The sequence below is a fragment of the Mesorhizobium sp. M7A.F.Ca.AU.001.01.1.1 genome (assembly GCF_004022735.1).
Taxonomy (GTDB): Bacteria; Pseudomonadota; Alphaproteobacteria; order Rhizobiales; family Rhizobiaceae; genus Mesorhizobium; species Mesorhizobium ciceri.
Window position 1 is genome coordinate 19002 of sequence record NZ_RZPF01000001.1, and the last position, 17822, is coordinate 36823.

Annotated in this window: 12 protein-coding genes and 2 pseudogenes; 10 read left to right on the forward strand and 4 right to left on the reverse strand. The window is 57.7% G+C overall.

Going from position 1 to position 17822, the window contains the following annotated elements; translation table 11 throughout:
- Window positions 1-172: 172 nt before the first annotated feature.
- From EN884_RS00095 to EN884_RS00105, 3 genes are all read right to left on the reverse strand, one after another.
- Window positions 173-1606 (reverse strand): amidase, encoded by a 1434-nt coding sequence (locus tag EN884_RS00095; protein ID WP_063169332.1) that lies wholly within the window; start codon window positions 1604-1606, stop codon window positions 173-175.
- A gap of 79 nt (window positions 1607-1685) precedes the next feature.
- Entirely contained in the window at window positions 1686-2873 is a 1188-nt protein-coding gene (locus EN884_RS00100; protein WP_063169331.1) for a M20 aminoacylase family protein, read from the reverse strand.
- Window positions 2874-3282: 409 nt separating this feature from the next.
- On the reverse strand, window positions 3283-3750 hold the full coding sequence (locus tag EN884_RS00105) for an Lrp/AsnC family transcriptional regulator (RefSeq protein WP_063169330.1): 468 nt from the start codon (window positions 3748-3750) through the stop codon (window positions 3283-3285).
- Between the two features lie 844 nt (window positions 3751-4594).
- Here EN884_RS00105 and EN884_RS00110 point away from each other — a divergent pair.
- From EN884_RS00110 to EN884_RS40055, 9 genes and pseudogenes are all read left to right on the forward strand, one after another.
- The gene (locus tag EN884_RS00110) at window positions 4595-5773 is read left to right on the forward strand and encodes an aminotransferase class V-fold PLP-dependent enzyme (RefSeq protein ID WP_063169329.1); all 1179 of its coding nucleotides are present in this window, start codon (window positions 4595-4597) and stop codon (window positions 5771-5773) included.
- Window positions 5774-5809: 36 nt separating this feature from the next.
- Window positions 5810-6958, forward strand: a complete 1149-nt coding sequence (locus EN884_RS00115) for a M20 family metallopeptidase (RefSeq protein ID WP_063169328.1) — start codon at window positions 5810-5812, stop codon at window positions 6956-6958.
- A gap of 401 nt (window positions 6959-7359) precedes the next feature.
- Complete coding sequence (locus tag EN884_RS00120) at window positions 7360-8538, forward strand: Xaa-Pro peptidase family protein (RefSeq protein ID WP_063169327.1); 1179 nt, start codon at window positions 7360-7362, stop codon at window positions 8536-8538.
- Between the two features lie 973 nt (window positions 8539-9511).
- Entirely contained in the window at window positions 9512-10990 is a 1479-nt protein-coding gene (locus tag EN884_RS00125; protein WP_063169326.1) for an NAD-dependent succinate-semialdehyde dehydrogenase, read from the forward strand.
- A gap of 13 nt (window positions 10991-11003) precedes the next feature.
- Window positions 11004-12407 carry an aspartate aminotransferase family protein gene (locus EN884_RS00130; protein WP_063169325.1) on the forward strand — a complete coding sequence of 468 codons (1404 nt, stop codon included), beginning with the start codon at window positions 11004-11006 and terminating at the stop codon, window positions 12405-12407.
- A 145-nt stretch (window positions 12408-12552) separates the two neighbouring features.
- Window positions 12553-13446, forward strand: coding sequence for a polysaccharide deacetylase (locus EN884_RS00135; RefSeq protein WP_224570030.1), 894 nt, complete (start codon window positions 12553-12555; stop codon window positions 13444-13446).
- Window positions 13447-14185: 739 nt separating this feature from the next.
- Window positions 14186-14383, forward strand: a complete 198-nt coding sequence (locus EN884_RS40045; RefSeq protein ID WP_063169323.1) for an SDR family oxidoreductase — start codon at window positions 14186-14188, stop codon at window positions 14381-14383.
- Between the two features lie 27 nt (window positions 14384-14410).
- Window positions 14411-14692, forward strand: a pseudogene (locus tag EN884_RS40050) (SDR family NAD(P)-dependent oxidoreductase); the annotation flags it as partial.
- Window positions 14680-14886, forward strand: coding sequence for an SDR family oxidoreductase (locus EN884_RS40055; protein WP_199489648.1), 207 nt, complete (start codon window positions 14680-14682; stop codon window positions 14884-14886). The pseudogene EN884_RS40050 and the gene EN884_RS40055, both read left to right, overlap by 13 nt.
- Window positions 14887-15286: 400 nt before the next feature.
- Here EN884_RS40055 and EN884_RS39255 read toward each other — a convergent pair.
- Window positions 15287-15453: pseudogene (locus tag EN884_RS39255) on the reverse strand (IS21 family transposase); the annotation flags it as partial.
- Window positions 15454-16034: 581 nt separating this feature from the next.
- Between EN884_RS39255 and EN884_RS00155 the strand changes: the two are divergent.
- Window positions 16035-17690: an MFS transporter gene (locus EN884_RS00155; protein ID WP_063169321.1), complete on the forward strand. Its 1656-nt coding sequence runs from the start codon at window positions 16035-16037 to the stop codon at window positions 17688-17690.
- Window positions 17691-17822 lie beyond the last annotated feature (132 nt).

A 17822-nucleotide genomic window follows, 5' to 3' on the forward strand; every position in this document is an offset into this window, starting at 1 on the left:
AGATTGACGCACTCCTATTTGAATGTACATTGTCCCCGATGGTGACGTCAGCAATCCGTCGTAGGACAGGACTGCCCATCTATGACGCCGCGCCCCTTTATCGAATGACATTCGCGTCCGTGGCTTGACCGCTTGGAGGCCGTCAGGTGCTTGAGCGCGGCAGTCTCAAGTTTTAAGGGGTGGCAGCGTGGAATCTGCTCCTCGCGAAAGAAGGAAGCCCCAGGCGACTTTCGATCGTATATGCCGCGGCTAGGACGGAGGTGTCGGAATAGCGCGCGCCGACCAGTTGTAGCCCGACGGGCAGCCCTTGATCATCCAGGCCCGATGGAATCGATGCTGCTGGTTGCTGGGTCAAGTTGAAAGGGTAGGTGAAGGGCGTCCAGTCCACCCACCCCTTGTAACTATCATCCGGCACATTTCGCCCGACGGGGAACGGCGCGATAGGCATCGTCGGTGTGACCAAGAGATCGTAATTTTCGTGGAACTTCGCCATCAGAGCGGAGAGCTCGAACCGCATCGCCTCAGCTTCCTGAAATTCGGTAAGGGTGATCTTCAGCCCGCGTTCGGCACCTTCCAGAAAGCCAGGATCTAGTAATTGTCTTTGCTGTTTGTTCATTCGTGACACAATACGGGCGGCGCCAGCGAACCAGAATGTAGAAAACACCTCCACCGGATCCGCAAATCCCGGATTGACTTCGGCCACCTCGGCCCCAAGAGCTCGAAGCTGGTCGATCGCATTATCGGTAACGTTTTGGATATCTCGCGCCACCTTGACATAGCCGAGGTTCCGACTGTAGCCGATCCGCAGGCCCCTGATGGTGGTCTTTGCTGGATCGGGGTCGAGACCTAGGTACGCCGGACCCGCATAGCCATCGCGAGCGTCCTTTCGTGCAATCACATTCATCATCAGGATCGCATCCGCAACGGTGCGGGTCACCGGCCCCAAATGAGACAGCGTTGTCATGGCGCTAGCTGGCCATTGCGGAACGATGCCGAAGGTTGGCTTGAAGCCGAAGGTCCCCGTGAAGCTCGCCGGTATCCGGATTGATCCCCCGCCGTCGCTACCCTGATGAAGAAAGCCAAGGTTGAGCGCAGCCGCAACTGCCGCCCCTCCCGACGACCCGCCTGGTGTCAGGTCAGGATTCCAGGGATTGCGGGTGATCCCGTAGACCGGGCTGTCTGTTACCCCTTTCCAGCCAAATTCTGGAGTGGTTGTCTTGCCCAGGATAACGCCACCGGTCTCACGGATACGGGCTGGAACAGGGGCGTCTTCAGTCCAGGGTCCCTCGGTGCTGCCGGACAATGAGCCACGTCTTGTCGGCCAGCCTCGTGTCAAGGTGAGGTCTTTGATGGTGGCCGGAATGCCATCTAGTACTCCGGCTGGTTCCCCCTTCATCCATCGACCCTCCGAGGCCCGGGCAGCAGACCTGGCCCCTTCGTGGTCGACGAGGCAAAATGCGTTCAGCGCCGGGTTGTTGGCGTCGATGCGGCTGAGACAGTCATCGACGACTTCAACAGGCGAGAGCTGCCGCCTTCGGTAGAGTTCCAGGCATTCGCACGCCGACAGACCCTCAAGAGATGTTGGCACGGATGAACGAGTTTTCATTTTACGAGGTCCGCTACATTCAAGCCTGGCATAAGACGGCAGTTATTCATTCGTTCTGCGGCCCTTGTCAGACCGATCATCAAGACGTCGGACGGGATCCCAACGTGTTCTCTACGAGCTTGATCCAGTACGATGTTCCATAAGGAATCGCCTCGTCGTTGAAATTGTAGGCAGGGTGATGCAGGCCGGCGCTGTCACCGTTCCCGCACCAGACGAAAGCACCCGGCCGCGCCTGCGCCAGGAAGGAGAAATCTTCCCCCCCCATTACCGGTGGCGTCTCGAGCACATTGTTTTCACCGGCCACGCCCTTGGCCGCGCTTCTCGCAAGGTCGGTCTGCTGGACCTCATTGAAGAGAATTGCGTCGAAGCTCTGAAATTTAATATCTATCTTCGCGCCGGTTATCTGGGCGATGCCGGCGACCACTTCGCCCACCCGCTCCTTCACGAACTTGCGCACCTCCGGCTTTAGCGTCCGCATGGTGCCCACCAACTCCGCTGTTTGCGGAACGACGGGGACTAGTCTCTGCCCGGACTGGAACTGGTGGAACGAAATTCCTGCCGAGTCGACAGGGTCAATGTTCTGAGCCAGGATATGCTGCAGGGCCGTCACAAGCTGAGCGCCGACCAGAATCGGATCGATGCATTCATGAGGCCTTCCAGGGTGCCCCCCTCGCCCTTCAATGCTAATTTCTATGCTATCAGTTGCCGCCATCACTGGACCTTGCCGGATTCCGAAGACACCTACCGGCAAGCCCGGACGATTGTGCATTCCGTAGATGTGCTCGATGCCGAACCGCTCCATCAAACCGTCATCTAGCATGGCAACGGCGCCGGTACCGATCTCCTCGGCAGGTTGGAAGATCATGACCGCCGTTCCAGCGAAATTCCGAGTATCGGCAAGATAGCGCGCGGCACCCAACAGCATCGCGGTGTGGCCGTCATGCCCACACGCATGCATCAAGCCCTTGTTCTTGGACGCATAGGGCAGATCGGTCGCTTCGTTGATCGGCAGCGCATCCATGTCAGCGCGCAATCCGATAACCTTTGGGTTACCGTCGCTCACGACGCCGTTGCCCTTGATGACGCCAACGACGCCGGTTTTGCCGATGCCGGTCGCGACGGCGTCGCAGCCGAATTCGCGCAGGCGCTCGGCGACAAATGCCGAAGTACGGGGGATGTCGAAGCCCAGTTCGGGATGTGCATGGATGTCCCGGCGCCAAGCCACTATCTCGGGGAGAAACTCTGCGACGCTATTGAGAATTGCCACGGGGACTTTCCTTTCTTGCCGGTTGCAGGCGAATTTCACGCTTTGTCCTTGCGAGAGCCGGGAGACCCGTTTCCGCGCTGCCGGGAGCACAGCATCCTCTGTGCGACGTAGGCACCCCAGCTATTCCGCCGACTGAAGCCGCTCCAATTAGCCGGGGACCGACAATCCTGAATTCCGCTCCGCCCAGAATGTAGCAAGTGCCAAAGAGCTTGGTTGCGCGAAGGGCGCCTTGGTCCCGCAGAATATCATCGTTTTTTGGTCATTGGCGCATAACACCTGCAGGCTGAGAGGAGGTGCCCTGGTATATATGCGGGACCATTCAAAATAGGACAGCCGACATTCAGAAGTGCGGGACAACTGCGACCCGCGGAAGGCGCGTGGTGGTTGCCTGGGCGGGCTCTTTTGAAGGCTACTCTTCAGCAATTGGCAGAGCAAACGACGCCTTGATCCGATCCATTACAACGATTGTCTTGAACCCCTTTACTTCAAGATGTTCGTAAAAAAAACGACGGGTAAACGCCTCGTACTCGGCCATGTCCTGAGCAGAGACCGTAATAATAAAATCCGCTTCACCCGTAACGTAGTAAGCGTTCATGATCTCAGGCGTCCGCCGAATTGCCTGCTTGAAACGATCGATGATATCGGCGCGATCGCGCTCGAGAGTGATGGATACCAGCAGGAGCAGGGGCCGACCGACGGCTTCCGGTGAAACTATGGCAACGTCCGCTTCGATGACGCCAGCGTCTCGAAGTCGCTTTAATCTCCGCTGACAAGCGGTAGCCGATAGTCCGGCAAGTTCGCCCAATTCCTCTGTCGTAAGGCGATTGTTGCGCTGCACGACGTTGAGAATCTTCCGGTCAATTCGATCCAGATCCATTCACAATCTCTGCTCATGATGATATCGGCCAATGCCAAGGCCGCCAGTCCGTACGTCCAAAATGTAGCAAGTGCCAAACGCCCTCTCGGCGCTAAAGTCGGTCCAAGTCGCAGAAAATCGGCGTTTCTTTCGCCATCTGCGCACAATACCGGCATAGTATAACTATCTGAGGGGTGCCGCTGAATCGATGGGCGTTGCTGGTGAGCAGTTGCGGGCCAGCGCAAGAACGGCAGATTCGATCGGGTGGGGGCGATCCCCGGTCGAAAAGATCCTACCGATCTCGTTGCTCAGGCGCAGAAAACATGAGTTGCAGCACGCTCGCATCAGTTCGAGGCAAGCGTGTTAGGGAGCGACATCACCAAGGGTGTCGGCGTTGCAGCATAAATCGGAGACCATGAGAGTCAGGCTATGAACCGGCCCCGGCTTTCGGATGCCTTACGGCCCTCGCGCGTCGGCCGCGAGTGAACTATGATCCGCATGGGTGTGGGGCTGGAGGAGAAGGTCGTCGGCTCAGTCAGGCTAACGTCGCTCCAAGCACTGGTAAGAAGCCCTATCCGCGGTCTGAGAATTACCCAAATTGATCTCTCGTGAGGCAGTTGTTGCAGCTGCATTCCGTCGAGACGCTTCAGTGATCCGCGAGAATGGCTCGCGATCTCTGCGTGAATCGCGGTTTGGCGCAGGAATGCGGCGTGGGAGACCGAATGTTAGACCAAAGTCGGCACGAGCACCGTGTAAAATGGGCAGGTCAGCGCAGACCAGTCTGGCGGCATTCTTACCCTTGCCGGAACGATCGCCTGAACAAGGTAGCTCAACCGCCGTCCGCACTCCCAGGAGAGAAAGCCATATGCTTCCCTTGGACATCCTCCGAAAGGAGTTTCCAGCCACAGCAAACGCCATCTACATGGATGTCGCGAACCAGGGCCTCATATCAAGCACAACATTGGCTTCAATCGAGCCTCATTTGAACAATCGGCTGCATGGCCTAAACGACGAAGAAAGAATGCTCGAACACGTCGAGCGTACTCGCGCTAGGTTCGCACAATTTATCAATTCAGATCACGATGAAATTGCAATTACCAAGAATGCATCGGAAGGCATCAACATCATCGCTAATGCGATCGATTGGAGAGATGGAGACAACGTCGTTCTATGCCCAAAATTGGAACACGCAAATAATATCTTGCCATGGATTCAGATCAGAGACCGCTACAATGTCGAGTTGCGAGTCGTAGAGCCGGATAACGGCTCAATTCCCCCTGATGCATTCGTAAAGGCGATTGATTCTCATACCCGCGTTGTTGCCTTGGCGACGGTGACGATGGTTCCGGGGTTTCGGACCGTCATGGAGCAGATATCCGAAGCCTGTAGGCACTACGGTGCATTTCTTTTGGCGGACGCGACGCAATCTGTTGGGATACTCCACACCGACGTCAATCGACTTGGCGTAGACGGTGTAGCAGTGTCCACTGTGAAGGGTTTGATGGGTCTTTATGGATCGGGTTTTTTATATTGCCGTAAAGAATGGGCCGATCGGCTGAGCCCGGCCTATCTTGCGCGCTTCAGCGTAGATTTCGGAAACGCGCCAGAATCAGCTCCGGTACCTAGTTTTGTAAAGTTGCGCTCTGGCGCGCCCCGCTTTGATATCGGGCATTACAACTTCCCTGGCATGTTGGCTGCATATGCATCAATGGGCCAGCTACTTGATATCGGAACCGAGGCGATCGACCAGAGCGTTACCTCACTCGCAAAACGTATGGCCACTGGTCTCTTAGATATCGGGCTTCCGGTCTGCGGCGGGCCACCAGGCGCTCACACTGGAAGTATCGTAGCCGTTGGCGATTCCAGCGATCTTGTTGAAGGGCGCCCAGTCGACGCCCGCATTCGGTCGCTTCACGAGCATTTCACGAAGAACGGGGTAATCGTCTCAATACGCAGAGGCATGCTCCGGTTTTCCCTGCATCTTTACAACACCGCCGATGAAGTCGATCGCGTAATCAATCTGGCCAAGAGCTGGTCGAAGTAAGAGCGACACGGCTAGTTCATGCACACAGGAGAGTACATGTCGACCCAGAGCGCCGAGACTATCGGACTTCTCCAAGATCTTATAAAGATCGAGAGCATCAATCCATCGCTGTCGCCAAAAGGTAGTGGAGAGCAAGGTGTAGCCAAGTTCCTCGAGGGTTTTTGCAAGGAGCGGAAGCTGGCTTACGGGATACAGGAGGTGGCCGATGGTCGCTCGAATTTCCTGACCTGGGTACCTGGGAAAGAACCCGATAGGCGTATTCTATTCATTGCTCATATGGATACCGTTCCTATCGATAGGTGGGAATCAGATCCATTCTCGGGTGAGCAACGGGACGGGCGAATATATGGGCGAGGTAGCTGCGACACAAAAGGCTCACTTGCAGCTATGTTGATTGCGCTTAGCTCACTTGGTGAACGGCAGCCCCGGGCCACGGTTGTTGTGGCAGCCAGCATTGACGAAGAGTACCGCAAACTTGGCGCCCGCGCTATAGCCGATTCCGGTGTCGCTTATGAGGGTGCGGTAGTCGGTGAACCCACCGAATTAGAGCTCGTTGTAGCTCACATGGGTTCTGTCCGCTGGCAAATCGAGGTTCAGGGTGTACCGGCTCATACGTCGAAGCCTCATCTCGGAGTGAACGCGATCACGGGCATGGCCAAGGTGGTATTGGCACTTGATGAGCACCATCGATCCCTTGTGTCTCGGGCGCAGCACCCATTGGTAGGGTCATCACAGCTGACCGTGAGCCTCATCGAAGGAGGTTTGGAACTTACCACTGTACCGCCGGTATGCCGTATCTGGGTCGATCGGCGTCTCATACCCGGGGAGCGGCCGCAGGACGCGTTGGCGGAGGTAGAAAGCATACTGGAAGGCCTTCGCCAGGGCGAAGACAAGATCAATGTTCGGTCATTGCTTCCCGCATTGGAAGACCCGCCTCCAATCAGTTCCGGGTCGAGCAAAATTGCAGCAGTCGCAGGAGCGGCTTGTGCCCACGTCGCGGGGACCGGAGAGCAGAAGGGAGCCACCGGCGGCTCGGATGCAAATCAGCTGTCATTGGCTGGGATCCCGTGTGTGATTATCGGACCCGGGCGTACTGCCCAAGCCCATACGAACAACGAGTTCGTTGAAATCGATCAACTGACCAAGGCTGCTGATTTGTACCAGAGAATCATGCTCACATATTAGGAGTGGCCGGCCTGATGGGGGTGCTCAAACCCCGTCCATTGGGCCGCGGACGCCCCGGATGCTGCATGAGCGTGGCGGCCGCAACGTCCCGATCTTCGCTGGTCTCGTCGGCGCTTCCCACGTAGATCTTGCCGCCCGTGCTTGAAATTCTGTTGCGACAGGCAGAGTGCGTCTTCACCATAGGGAGGGCATGATCTTCCACCGGAGACGCAGAGCCACCGAAAATTTGGCGCTCATATGCGGATAACGTACGGCAAGTGCCTAGGAAATGCAGATTTTCCGCGACAAGAAGAAATCCTCGGGGAAAACAGCCTCTTGTGACGTGATACGAAGAGAAAGTATGCGGACAGGACGAATGCCTGATCCGTTCGAGGAATGCCTGTTTTGAAGGACTCGACGAGATGAAATATGAGAAGCCATTTCCGCCCGAGGAGTTTCGGCGTCGTGTTCATGACGTGAAGCAGCGGATGGAGCGAGCGGGGCTGGACTTGCTGATCTGCCAGGATCCCGCGAATATGTATTGGCTTACCGGCTTTGACGGCTATTCGTTCTACGTGCCTCAGGTGGTCTTAGTGCATCTCCAGTCGGACATGCCCCTCTGGTTCGGACGTTTCGTCGATGTAAATTCCGCTTATATAACGACGGATCTGCCTAGAGAAAATATAAGCTCATTTTCCGATCATAGACTTCAACATCCAGAATTACATCCATTTGACGATCTTTGCGAGCTTATCAATTCGCGCGGCTGGGGATCTGATCGAATCGGTGTCGAGCTTAACGCCCACTTCTATACTGCCCGAGCACATCAACATCTCGTCAAAGGCCTTCCGAATGCAAAATTCTCTGATAGCCGCGAATTAGTCAATTGGGCACGGCTTATAAAATCTGACCTTGAACTAGTCTACATGAGAGAAGCGGGCCACCTTGCAACGCATACGATGCAGACGGCAATCGCTAACCTAAGGCCTGGAGTGCCGCAACATGAGGTCGTCGCGGAGGTGTACCGGGCCCAGACACGAGGGGTGGACGGTAAATATGGCGACTCTAGCGGTCCTCCTCTTATCCAGACTAGCGAACAAACGAACGCTCCGCACCTCAGTTGGACCGAGGAGCCCTTGCCGACCTCTGGCCTGGTTCTCATGGAGTTCGGCGCCACCCGACGCCGCTACTGTGCGCCGCTGTGCCGCACCGTCCACATCGGAAAGCCACCCGCAGAGGTCTCGCGTCTTGCTGAGGTTATAGTGGAAGGCGGGGATGCTGTGCTCGAGATGGCAAAGCCTGGTACCGTCGTTGAGGAGCTTAATGCGGTGTGGCAAGATATCCTCAAGCGGAACGGGTATATCAAGATAGGCCGCTCCGGCTATTCAATCGGACTCAACTTCCCGCCGGAATGGGGCGAACGCACGGTTAGTATTCGCGCGGGCGACAAGACCATCCTACAACCAGGAATGTGCTTCCATTTTCAGTCGGGGGTTAGGCTCGAAGGGTTCGGCGCCGCCATCTCTGAATCATTTATTGTAACCGAAAGGGGCGGTGAGCGATTGGCAGATGTTGATCGCCGCTTGATCGTCGTGGACTAGGTGATTTGGATGTGACCCAAATCGTTTTGCGATCTCACTGGGTCCGTTCGAAGCCGGTTGAAATTTGTTTCTGCGGCGAGCGGATGAACGGATCTAGCTTAAGGACGGCGCTGTCTGAGAGGTGCGGCATGCCCAACCTCTGGGACAGGAGAATCTCGCCTAGCACATGAGTTCTCTGCATCAGCGGAGATTAAGATCCGTAGGCCGAAATGAGCCACCTGTGACGCGAGCGCGGCGTGAACGTTGCCCCATTCTACAAATGCGCGGATGACGCAAGAGGACTTAGCTTTTGAGGAGCATTGAGGACGAGTTTACGCGCGCCTGAAGCGGGCTCTTGCCAACCCTGCGCGCCGGTGGGAACGCGAGTATGGTCCGCCCCGTCCGTGCAACACGTCGCGACATCAGCACACGTTGTTCCCGATAGATGGCTCGGCAGCGAAGCTCGCCTTTTGCCCGGGGCTCGCTTCATCCTTTTCTGCTGTTTCGTGCGACTTCACCACTTCACCAAGTGAATGTCTGGGTTATCGCGGGGACCTCAATTTCGGGACCCCAAGACCTCCTTCCGAATGAAGTCGTCCGCGATGCCATCGTGTCTGAAGCGGTCGCGGTCACCCTGCACAGTGCCGGACGAAAGTAGCCTTGCGGCGAGTTCCGTCTAAGATTCGAGGCGGTTGCGCCTGCGTCAGTGCGCCTGATCGGTGTCGGTCGAGAACTTAATGCCACGAGGCCAGATCGGGAACTCGGGATCGGGAGATCGGCGCTGGAACCAACTACTTTCCGCGCCGCCGGCGACCAGCGCGACCTTCGCTCGCGGTCGCTAAGCCTCCTGGCAAGTGAAGTTGTGAGCCGTGTCCAATTCTACGCGAATTGGCTGCTGTTTGCAGGAATGCAGCTAAAGGGGCATCAACTGCGCTGCCGATCGGCGCTGTGGCAGCAATAACCTAAAGGCATCAGCATACCATTGGAGTCTTAGATGAGGGGTACGTCAATCACGGCATTACGCAGGCTCAAACGGCCAGACCTTTTGCGTGGTGATGCGTATCTGAACGGCGCCTGGCTCTCCAAATCAGATACTCTTGCCGTGTTTGATCCTGCCAGCGGTGACGAGATCGCTCAAGTTGCGGCTTGCGCAGACGCCGACGTTGACGACGCGGTCCATTGCGCAAGAGCAGCGTTCCTCAAGTGGCGCGACATGCTTCCGTTACAGCGTGGTGCATATCTGCGGAAATGGGCGGCAGGCATGCGGGAGAGCGCCGAAGACCTGGCTGTCATCATAACGGCCGAGCAAGGAAAACCGATTGCTGAAGCCCGCGGCGAAGTTTCATACGCTGCCGGCTTTTTAGATTGGTTTGCAGGGGAAGGGGAGCGGGCTTACGGCGAAACGATTCCCAGCCATCTCCCCGCAAGCAGGCTGGCCGTGCATTTGCAGCCGATCGGGGTGACTGTCGCCATTACGCCATGGAACTTCCCAGCGGCAATGATCACCAGAAAGGCTGGAGCTGCACTGGCCGCTGGCTGCACAATGATTGTAAAGCCGGCACCCGAAACGCCACTGTCGGCCCTCGCGCTTGCCCGCCTTGCCGGGGATGCTGGCATTCCGCCCGGCGTGTTTCAGGTGATCACGGGCGAAGCTCCGCCACTTGCCAAACGGCTGTTGTTGCATACCCACGTGCGTGCGTTCTCTTTTACGGGCTCCACCGAGGTCGGCAGAATCCTTCTCGAGCAATCCGCGAAGACAGTGAAGAAAGTCTCGCTCGAACTTGGCGGCAATGCTCCTTTCATCCTTTTCGGCGATGCGCCGATCAACGCTGCGGTCGCCGGTTGCATGGCAGCCAAGTTCGCGACATCCGGTCAGGACTGTCTCGCGGCAAACCGGATTTATGTGCAGCGAGAGATTTACGAGCATTTTACGGAAAAATTTGCCGAGGCCACCAGTAAACTAAAGGTCGGGCACGGATTGGAGCCAGGTGTCGACATCGGTCCGATGACAAAGACGTCTGGTGCTGACAAATGCAGGCACCAGGTTTCTGAGGCTCTAGCAGCCGGGGCTCGAATGGTAGCAGGCGCACAGCACAATTCGCTTGGCGGGAACTTCGTCACGCCGGCCGTGCTTGCTAATGTGACCGATGACATGGTGATTGCGAAGGACGAAACGTTTGGACCTGTCGCTGCAATCCTGCCCTTCGACGACGAACGGGAGGTGGTCGCGCGAGCCAACAATTCCGAGATGGGACTTGCGGCCTACGTCTATACCCAAGATCTCAACCGAGCCATGCGGCTCTCCGACCGGCTCGAATATGGCATGGTTGCCGTGAATACTCCAAAATTTACGGGGCCGGGCATTCCGTTCGGCGGCTGGAAACAATCCGGCCTTGGTCGCGAGGGCTCAAGGCACGGTCTTATCGAATATCTCGAACCCAAATACCTCTGCATCGGCAACATCGCGGCCTGAAAGGAAGCATTCAATGACCATCAACATCAAAGAGATCACCGAAAAGGACCGCAACTCGGTCTTGCATCCTTTCACTCAGCTTAAAGATTTCGCCACTGGCAAGCTCGGCGACCCAACGATCGTGGTGACAGGGAAGGGGATCCGCATCCAGGACGCGCATGGCAACCAATTTATCGATGGCTTTGCCGGCCTATACTGCGTCAATGTCGGGTATGGCCGCACGGAAGTCGCCGATGCGATCTCGCGTCAGGCCTATCGCTTGGCGTATTACCACTCCTATGCGGCGCACACGACCGACGAGCTTGCGATCCTCTCCGATCGCCTTGTGAAGATGGCGCCGGGCAAGATGAGCAAGGTGTTCTATGGCATGTCCGGCTCGGATGCGAACGAGACCCAGGCCAAGCTTGTTTGGTACTACAACAACCTGCGTGGCAAGCCGACCAAAAAGAAGATCATCTCCCGTGAACGCGGCTATCACGGCTGCAGCGTCGTGTCGGGCTCGATGACGGGCATGAGCTTTTATCACGACCACATGGACCTGCCACTTCCGCAGATTGTTCACACGGGTGTTCCACATCATTACTGGGGCGCAACCCCGGGCGAAACCGAGCGCGAATTCTCCGCTCGCCGCGCCGCCGAGCTTGATCAGTTGATCGAGCGGCTCGGCCCGGACAACGTCGGCGCCTTCATTGGCGAGCCCGTCCTCGGCACAGGTGGTATCACGCCTCCGCCGGAAGGCTATTGGGAAGCGGTACAGACGGTCCTCAAAAAACATGATGTGCTGCTGATTGCCGATGAAGTGATCACAGGGTTCGGCCGCACCGGTTCCATGTTCGGCTCACAGCACTATGGCATCGAGCCAGACCTCATCACGATCGCTAAAGGTTTGACGTCGGCCTACTTCCCGCTTTCAGCGGCAATCGTCGGTGAGAAGGTGTATAAAGTCCTGGAGGATGGAGCCGACAAGGTCGGGGCATTCTCGCACGGCTACACCTACTCTGGTCATCCGATCGGCGCCGCCGCGGCCAACGCGGTCCTCGATATTGTCGAGAAAGAAGACCTCCCCGGCAATGCGCGTGACGTCGGCGCGTTTTTCCAGGCGCAGTTGCAGGAGAGGTTCGCGCAGTTGCCGATCGTCGGCGAAGTGCGGGGCGTCGGTCTTATGGGCGCAATCGAGTTCGTTGCCGATCGCGACAATCGGAAGCGTTTCGATCCGGCGCTCAAGGTAGGTGCGCGAATCTCGAAGGCCGCCCGTGACCGTGGTCTTATCGCTCGGGCCATGCCGCACGGGGACATTTTGGGCTTTGCTCCGCCGCTGGTTACAACCAAAGCTGAGGCGGAGGAGATTGTTGCAATCGCAGAAAGCGCCGTGCGCTCGGTTATGGATGAGCTTGTTCGCGAGAGTGAGAAAATCTGAATGAGTTGGGCCATCTTGTCGTAATCAAGGCGCAAACTCAAGCGACGGCCTGATCGGCTTGCGGGGCTGCCAGCTGAGCTGGTGCCGCGTTCCGCTCATTGAGTTTTCGGCGGAATTCAATGCAGACACTGCTCAGGAGGAACTGGTGGCCAATTCGACCGCACTCAATCCCTGGGAATGGCCTGAAAGCCATTGGCGGCGGCGCATCAACAAAGTCAGAGCGGGCAAGGCACTAAGACCAATGTGGCCCGGCGGTAAACGCTGTGCCTTCGCCATCTCGTTCGACGTCGATCATGAGTCGAACGAATTGCGCAGGGGAGGGCGATCGCTAAGCAGATTATCCTGGGGTCAGTACGGGAGCCGACGAGGGATGCCTCGGGCTTTGGAACTCTTGAGAAAGTACGACGTTCCGGCGAGTTTTTTCGTTCCCGCTGTGATCGCTCAGTTGTATCCAGACGAGCAACGCGCAGTTGTCGATGAAGGCCATGAAATTGGCATGCACGGCTGGATACACGAGCTAAACTCGGAACTGAGCGCAGAGAGCGAGCGCTCTTTAATGATGAGGAGTGCCGACACTCTTGAAAAAATCACTTCCAAACGCCCGACGGGAATTCGAACGCCTTCCTGGGATTTTTCCGACGCAACTCTACGGATCATACGTGAAACCGGATTGACATACGACTCATCCCTTATGGCCGATGATAGTTGCTATGAGCTGCTGGAAGACGAGGAACCCACGGGAGTGATTGAAATACCGGTCGAATGGATTCGAGACGATGCCACTTATCTTTGGATGAGTCCCGATGGGTCTTCACGGCCAGATTTATCAGTCGACGACGTGCTTTCTGTATTTATTCGGGAGTTCGAAGGGGCCTATCAAGATGCCGATTTATTTCAGCTGACTCTGCATCCACACGTCATTGGATATCGCTCACGGATCTGGATCGTAGAAGAATTAATTCGACGCGCCAAAGCAAAGGGTGACGTTTGGTTCGCCACACATCATCAGGTCGCCGAGCGTGCGTCCTCATGTCTCTGAAAACTCTCAGACAGGAACGCCGGTAGAGTGCGGTGTTCTTGGGGCGGCGCAAGCCGTCCTGCGCCTCGACCGTTGCGGCGGTCACCAATGGATTTGGAATGACGCGGATCATCCGCTGTCCGGTATTCGCTTTCAGAGCGGGTACAGTGGGAGTTCTTATCTTGGAGGAGGACTACAATCTTGATTGACACGACCTTTGCCGGAAAAACGGTGCTGATTACCGGCGGGTGGCGCGCTTGGCCCGGCCAGTGCCAAACTGCTGGCGGCGGGTGGAGCGGATTTGGTGTTGGCTGACCTGTCGCAAGAGGCTCTGGACCAAACTCTGGCCGCCTGTCCTGGTGCCCGTTGAGTTGTCTGCGACGTGACCGATCCGGCGATGCTGGAAGGGCTGGTCGACCTCGCCCGCGAGAGCTTTGGCCGGCCGGTTGAGGGCTTGGTCGCGGCCGCTGGCATTACGGTGCGATGAAGCGGCTGATAGACGTGAAGGGTACGAAGCCATGTTCAGCTTCAACGTCGGGGCCATTTGGCGAATCTGCAAGCTGCATCCCGCAGATGCGCGAGCTTGGCCGCGGATCGGTGGTGCTCTTCAGCTCGACTGCTGGTCTGCAGGCCTCGAAGGACGTGCCGATCTATTCGGTGACCAAGGCGGCGGTTGTGATGATGACTCGCACGCTGGCGCTGAACCACGCGGCAGAAATATCCGCGCAAACTGTGTCTGCCCCGGAACCATCGCCAGCCGTTGGCCGAGGCCGGCGTCGCCTTCGCCCGGGGAGAAGCGGCACAGGTCGAGCGCCGGACGAAGATCATCGCTGCGCATCCGATGGGCCGAATGGGGTTGCCGTCCGAGGTGGCGACAGCTGTCGGCTATCTGCTGGACGATGCGGCGGGCTTCACCATCGGCGCCGCGCTTACGGTCGACGGAGGCAGCCTTGCCTAAGCTCCGGTCAGAAACACTGTCGTCGTCACCGGCGCGGCGCGCGGGATCGGTGCCGCAACAGCGGCGTGGCTTGGCTCGGAAGAGGCGTGGGTGTTGCTAGTGGATGTTCTGGATAAAGTGCACGACACAGCTGCGGGCCTTGGCCAGACGGCGCTCGTCTGCGATCTGGCCATGCCCGACGCCGCAGGGCGGGTTCTGGCCGCCTTGGATGCCGCAAGGATCGAGACGCTCGACGTCCTCGTGAACAATGCCGGCATTGGCGGTTCGAAGTCGCTCGCCGATACTGACGATGCCTTTTGTTCCCGCTGATCGATATCAACTTGCGTGCAGTCATCAGCCTGACCCGCGAGTTGCGGCCGCGGATGCGCCAGCCGGGCGGGCGGATCATTAATGTCAGCTCGATCCTCGGGCTTACGGGCTATCCCGGAACGGTAGGCTATTCGGTGGCCAAGGCCGGGATCGCGTATCTCACGCTCCAGCAGGCCGGCGAGCAGGGCCTGTAGGGTATAACCGTGAATGCGGTGGCGCCCGGCGTGGTCCCCACCGACATGACTCGAGCGCTGCACGTACGCAGCTACCAACGCCTGATGGTCGCGCCAATCCGCTCGAGCGCGTCTCCTCGCCGGAGGAGCAGGCGGCGGTGATCGCCTTCCTGCTTCGGACGACGCGTTCTACGTCTCGGGCGCAGTGATCCCCGTCGACGGCGGCTCCCGCCTGTCACAGTAGAGAAGAATAGCGCAATTTAAGCCTATACACAGGATGGCCCTGCAATTCCCGGATGCAGACCGACTCTGCCGGTAACCGGTTCCGGTGGTCGATCCTGTTAGCGGCGCCATTACCCGGCGCACATTTGATCGCGGTGGTGGGCAAGTTGAATTTACCCTTCGCGCGCTTCCCAGCGATCAATATGGCAGTGTCGTACTGCTCGGTCATTGTCGCAACGGTCGCGTTCAGCGTCGGCGCGAACCACAGCGCCTTGGCCACACCAGGTTGTAGCAGACGGATCGCCTCAGTGACCCGCCGAAGAAGCTGAGGCCGTCAATCCAGTCGGGCAGCTTTTGAGTCAGAGTTGGCAAAGGCTGCTCGAACTGAACGACTGTTGAGGAAAGCCTTTGCAGGCGCGGCGGGCGCGAGCACCGCGGGGAGCCGCAAAAAGGCACGCGGAGAGCTCTGCTGAGGCTGCAGTCAACTCAGCGTCCTTGGGAGCATATTGAAGTAGTATTTGCCCATCTCTCCCTGTTATGGCGATTTGAGAAGCAAAAAGCCCGTTCAGCGTTTAGCTTGGAGAATGTGCCCACTGCACTGCTCGCCCGCGAATCACCGATATTATGCAGATTTAGGAGCTCGACGCCGATCTCCTGCATTTGTTGGCGAGGATTGCTGGAAGAGTACCCATTCAATGCACTAAAATCCTGGAGTGGTCTGATCCTCATATTGTAAGTGTAGGCTGGCCTGATGCGGCTGGTTCCAAGTCTTCACAAAGGTTCCAACTACGCCTCCTCCCAAGGCGCATCGGCCCGGCAGCGAGTTCAATCTCCTGCCGGGCGTTGTAACTATTTGCGCACATTGGCCGATTCGGACCTTCAACGGGTTGGGCGGCTGCTGGCTGTCGGAGCAATGTAAAACTGGCTCATAGGCAAGAGTTAGATTGATGAGCAGTCTTGCGGACCAAGTCGCCGATCCAAATTCGCCAGGAGCATTTGCGCCCCTCAGAAATCCGAGCTTTCGTTCAATCTGGTTCGCCACGCAGGTCAGCTCGCTCGGCTGGTTGATGCAGACTGTTGCCATCAGCTGGCTGATGGCTACGATTTCGACTTCCGATCTGATGGTCGCGCTGGTTCAGGCTTCTTCAAACCTGCCAGCGTTCATCTTATCCGTCTTCGCCGGGGCCTTGGCTGATAATTTCAGCCGGCGCCGGGTCATGTTCGCCGGCCGGTGCCTTATGGTATTGGCATCTGCGATGCTGACGGCTTTTGTGGTGCTGGGCTTTGTCGATCCGTGGATGATCCTCGGCTTCAGCTTCTTGATCGCATGCGGCGGCGCTCTCCACGATCCAGCCTGGCAGGCCTCGGTTGGCGATATGGTGAACCGACGCGACGTTCCCGCCGCCGTCACGCTCCTCTCCGTTGGCTTCAACACTGTTCGGACCGTAGGCCCGGCGCTCGGTGGCATAGTAGTTGCCTCTTTTGGGCTGATGACGGCTTTCGCCGTAACCAGTCTTACCTATCTGGTCCCTTTGGTAACCATATGGCGCTGCAAGTGGATGGTTCGCTCATCACCTCTCCCACGTGAGTCGATGAGGACGGCGATCTATGACGGGCTACGCTTCACGGCGATGTCGTCGGAGATTAAGACGGCGATCACTCGCGGAACCCTCTTTGGTCTGGCGAGCATCGCCATTCTCGCGCTGCTGCCGCTGGTTGTCCGCGACCAGCTGGGAGGCGGACCGCTCGCCTATGGCACGCTCATGGCCGGATTCGGGACAGGCGCCGTCTTCGCCGGCATCTCGAACAGCGTGTTCAGACGGAGCTTGTCACAAGAGCGGCTGATGACGCTCGCATGCGTCGCCTGCGCGGCATGCTCCCTTTCGCTTGCGCTGACTTCTTCGATTGCAGTGGCGGCAATTGCACTCGCCATGGGTGGCGCGGGCTGGGTCACCGCCTGGTCCGGGGTCGGCGTGACCGTGCAACTGGCAAGCCCGCGCTGGGTCGTGGGGCGCACCATCTCGATTTACTATGCATTGATCGATGGCGGCATCGCAGCGGGCAGTTGGGTGTGGGGCACGGTGGCCCAGAACCATTCACTGACCTTGGCACTGGAGGGCTCCGCTGGAGCCCTTCTGCTGGTCGCCGCCACGGGCCTCCTGTTTCCCCTTCGCGAGCGCCGCGAATCCGATCCAGATGCTTTGGAGGACTTCGACGCACCGGCAGTCGCCCTCAATCTCAAGCCAAGAAGCGGTCCCATCGTGGTCAAAGTCGAGTACCTAGTGCCCGAGGAAAATCGCGAAGCATTCCTGGAACTCATGCGGGCGCGCCGGCATGTGCACAGTCGCGTCGGCGCTCGTCATTGGACTCTCCAGCGCAACCTTCAGGAGCCTATGCAATGGATAGAGACATTCCGCACGCCGACCTGGACCGACTACCTTCGCCTGAACCATCGTCTCACGGAAGCAGACAAGGAATTGGGTAAACAAGTGCTGAAATTGCATGCAGGACAGCTTCCGCCTAAAATCATGCTTTTTATCGAGCGACCAACAAGCTCGGCCCTAAAGTCCGATGAATCAGCACGTTATTTTCTCCGACACTGACTCTTCGAGGTTAACCCCTTGTATCTGCACGCAGAGGACTTTGTGCGATGGAAGCGACTGAGCCTCGAACCGGATGGCCATCCGGTTCGAAGCAAGGCGAAGTCGCCCGACACCCCTCCGGCCACAACCGTG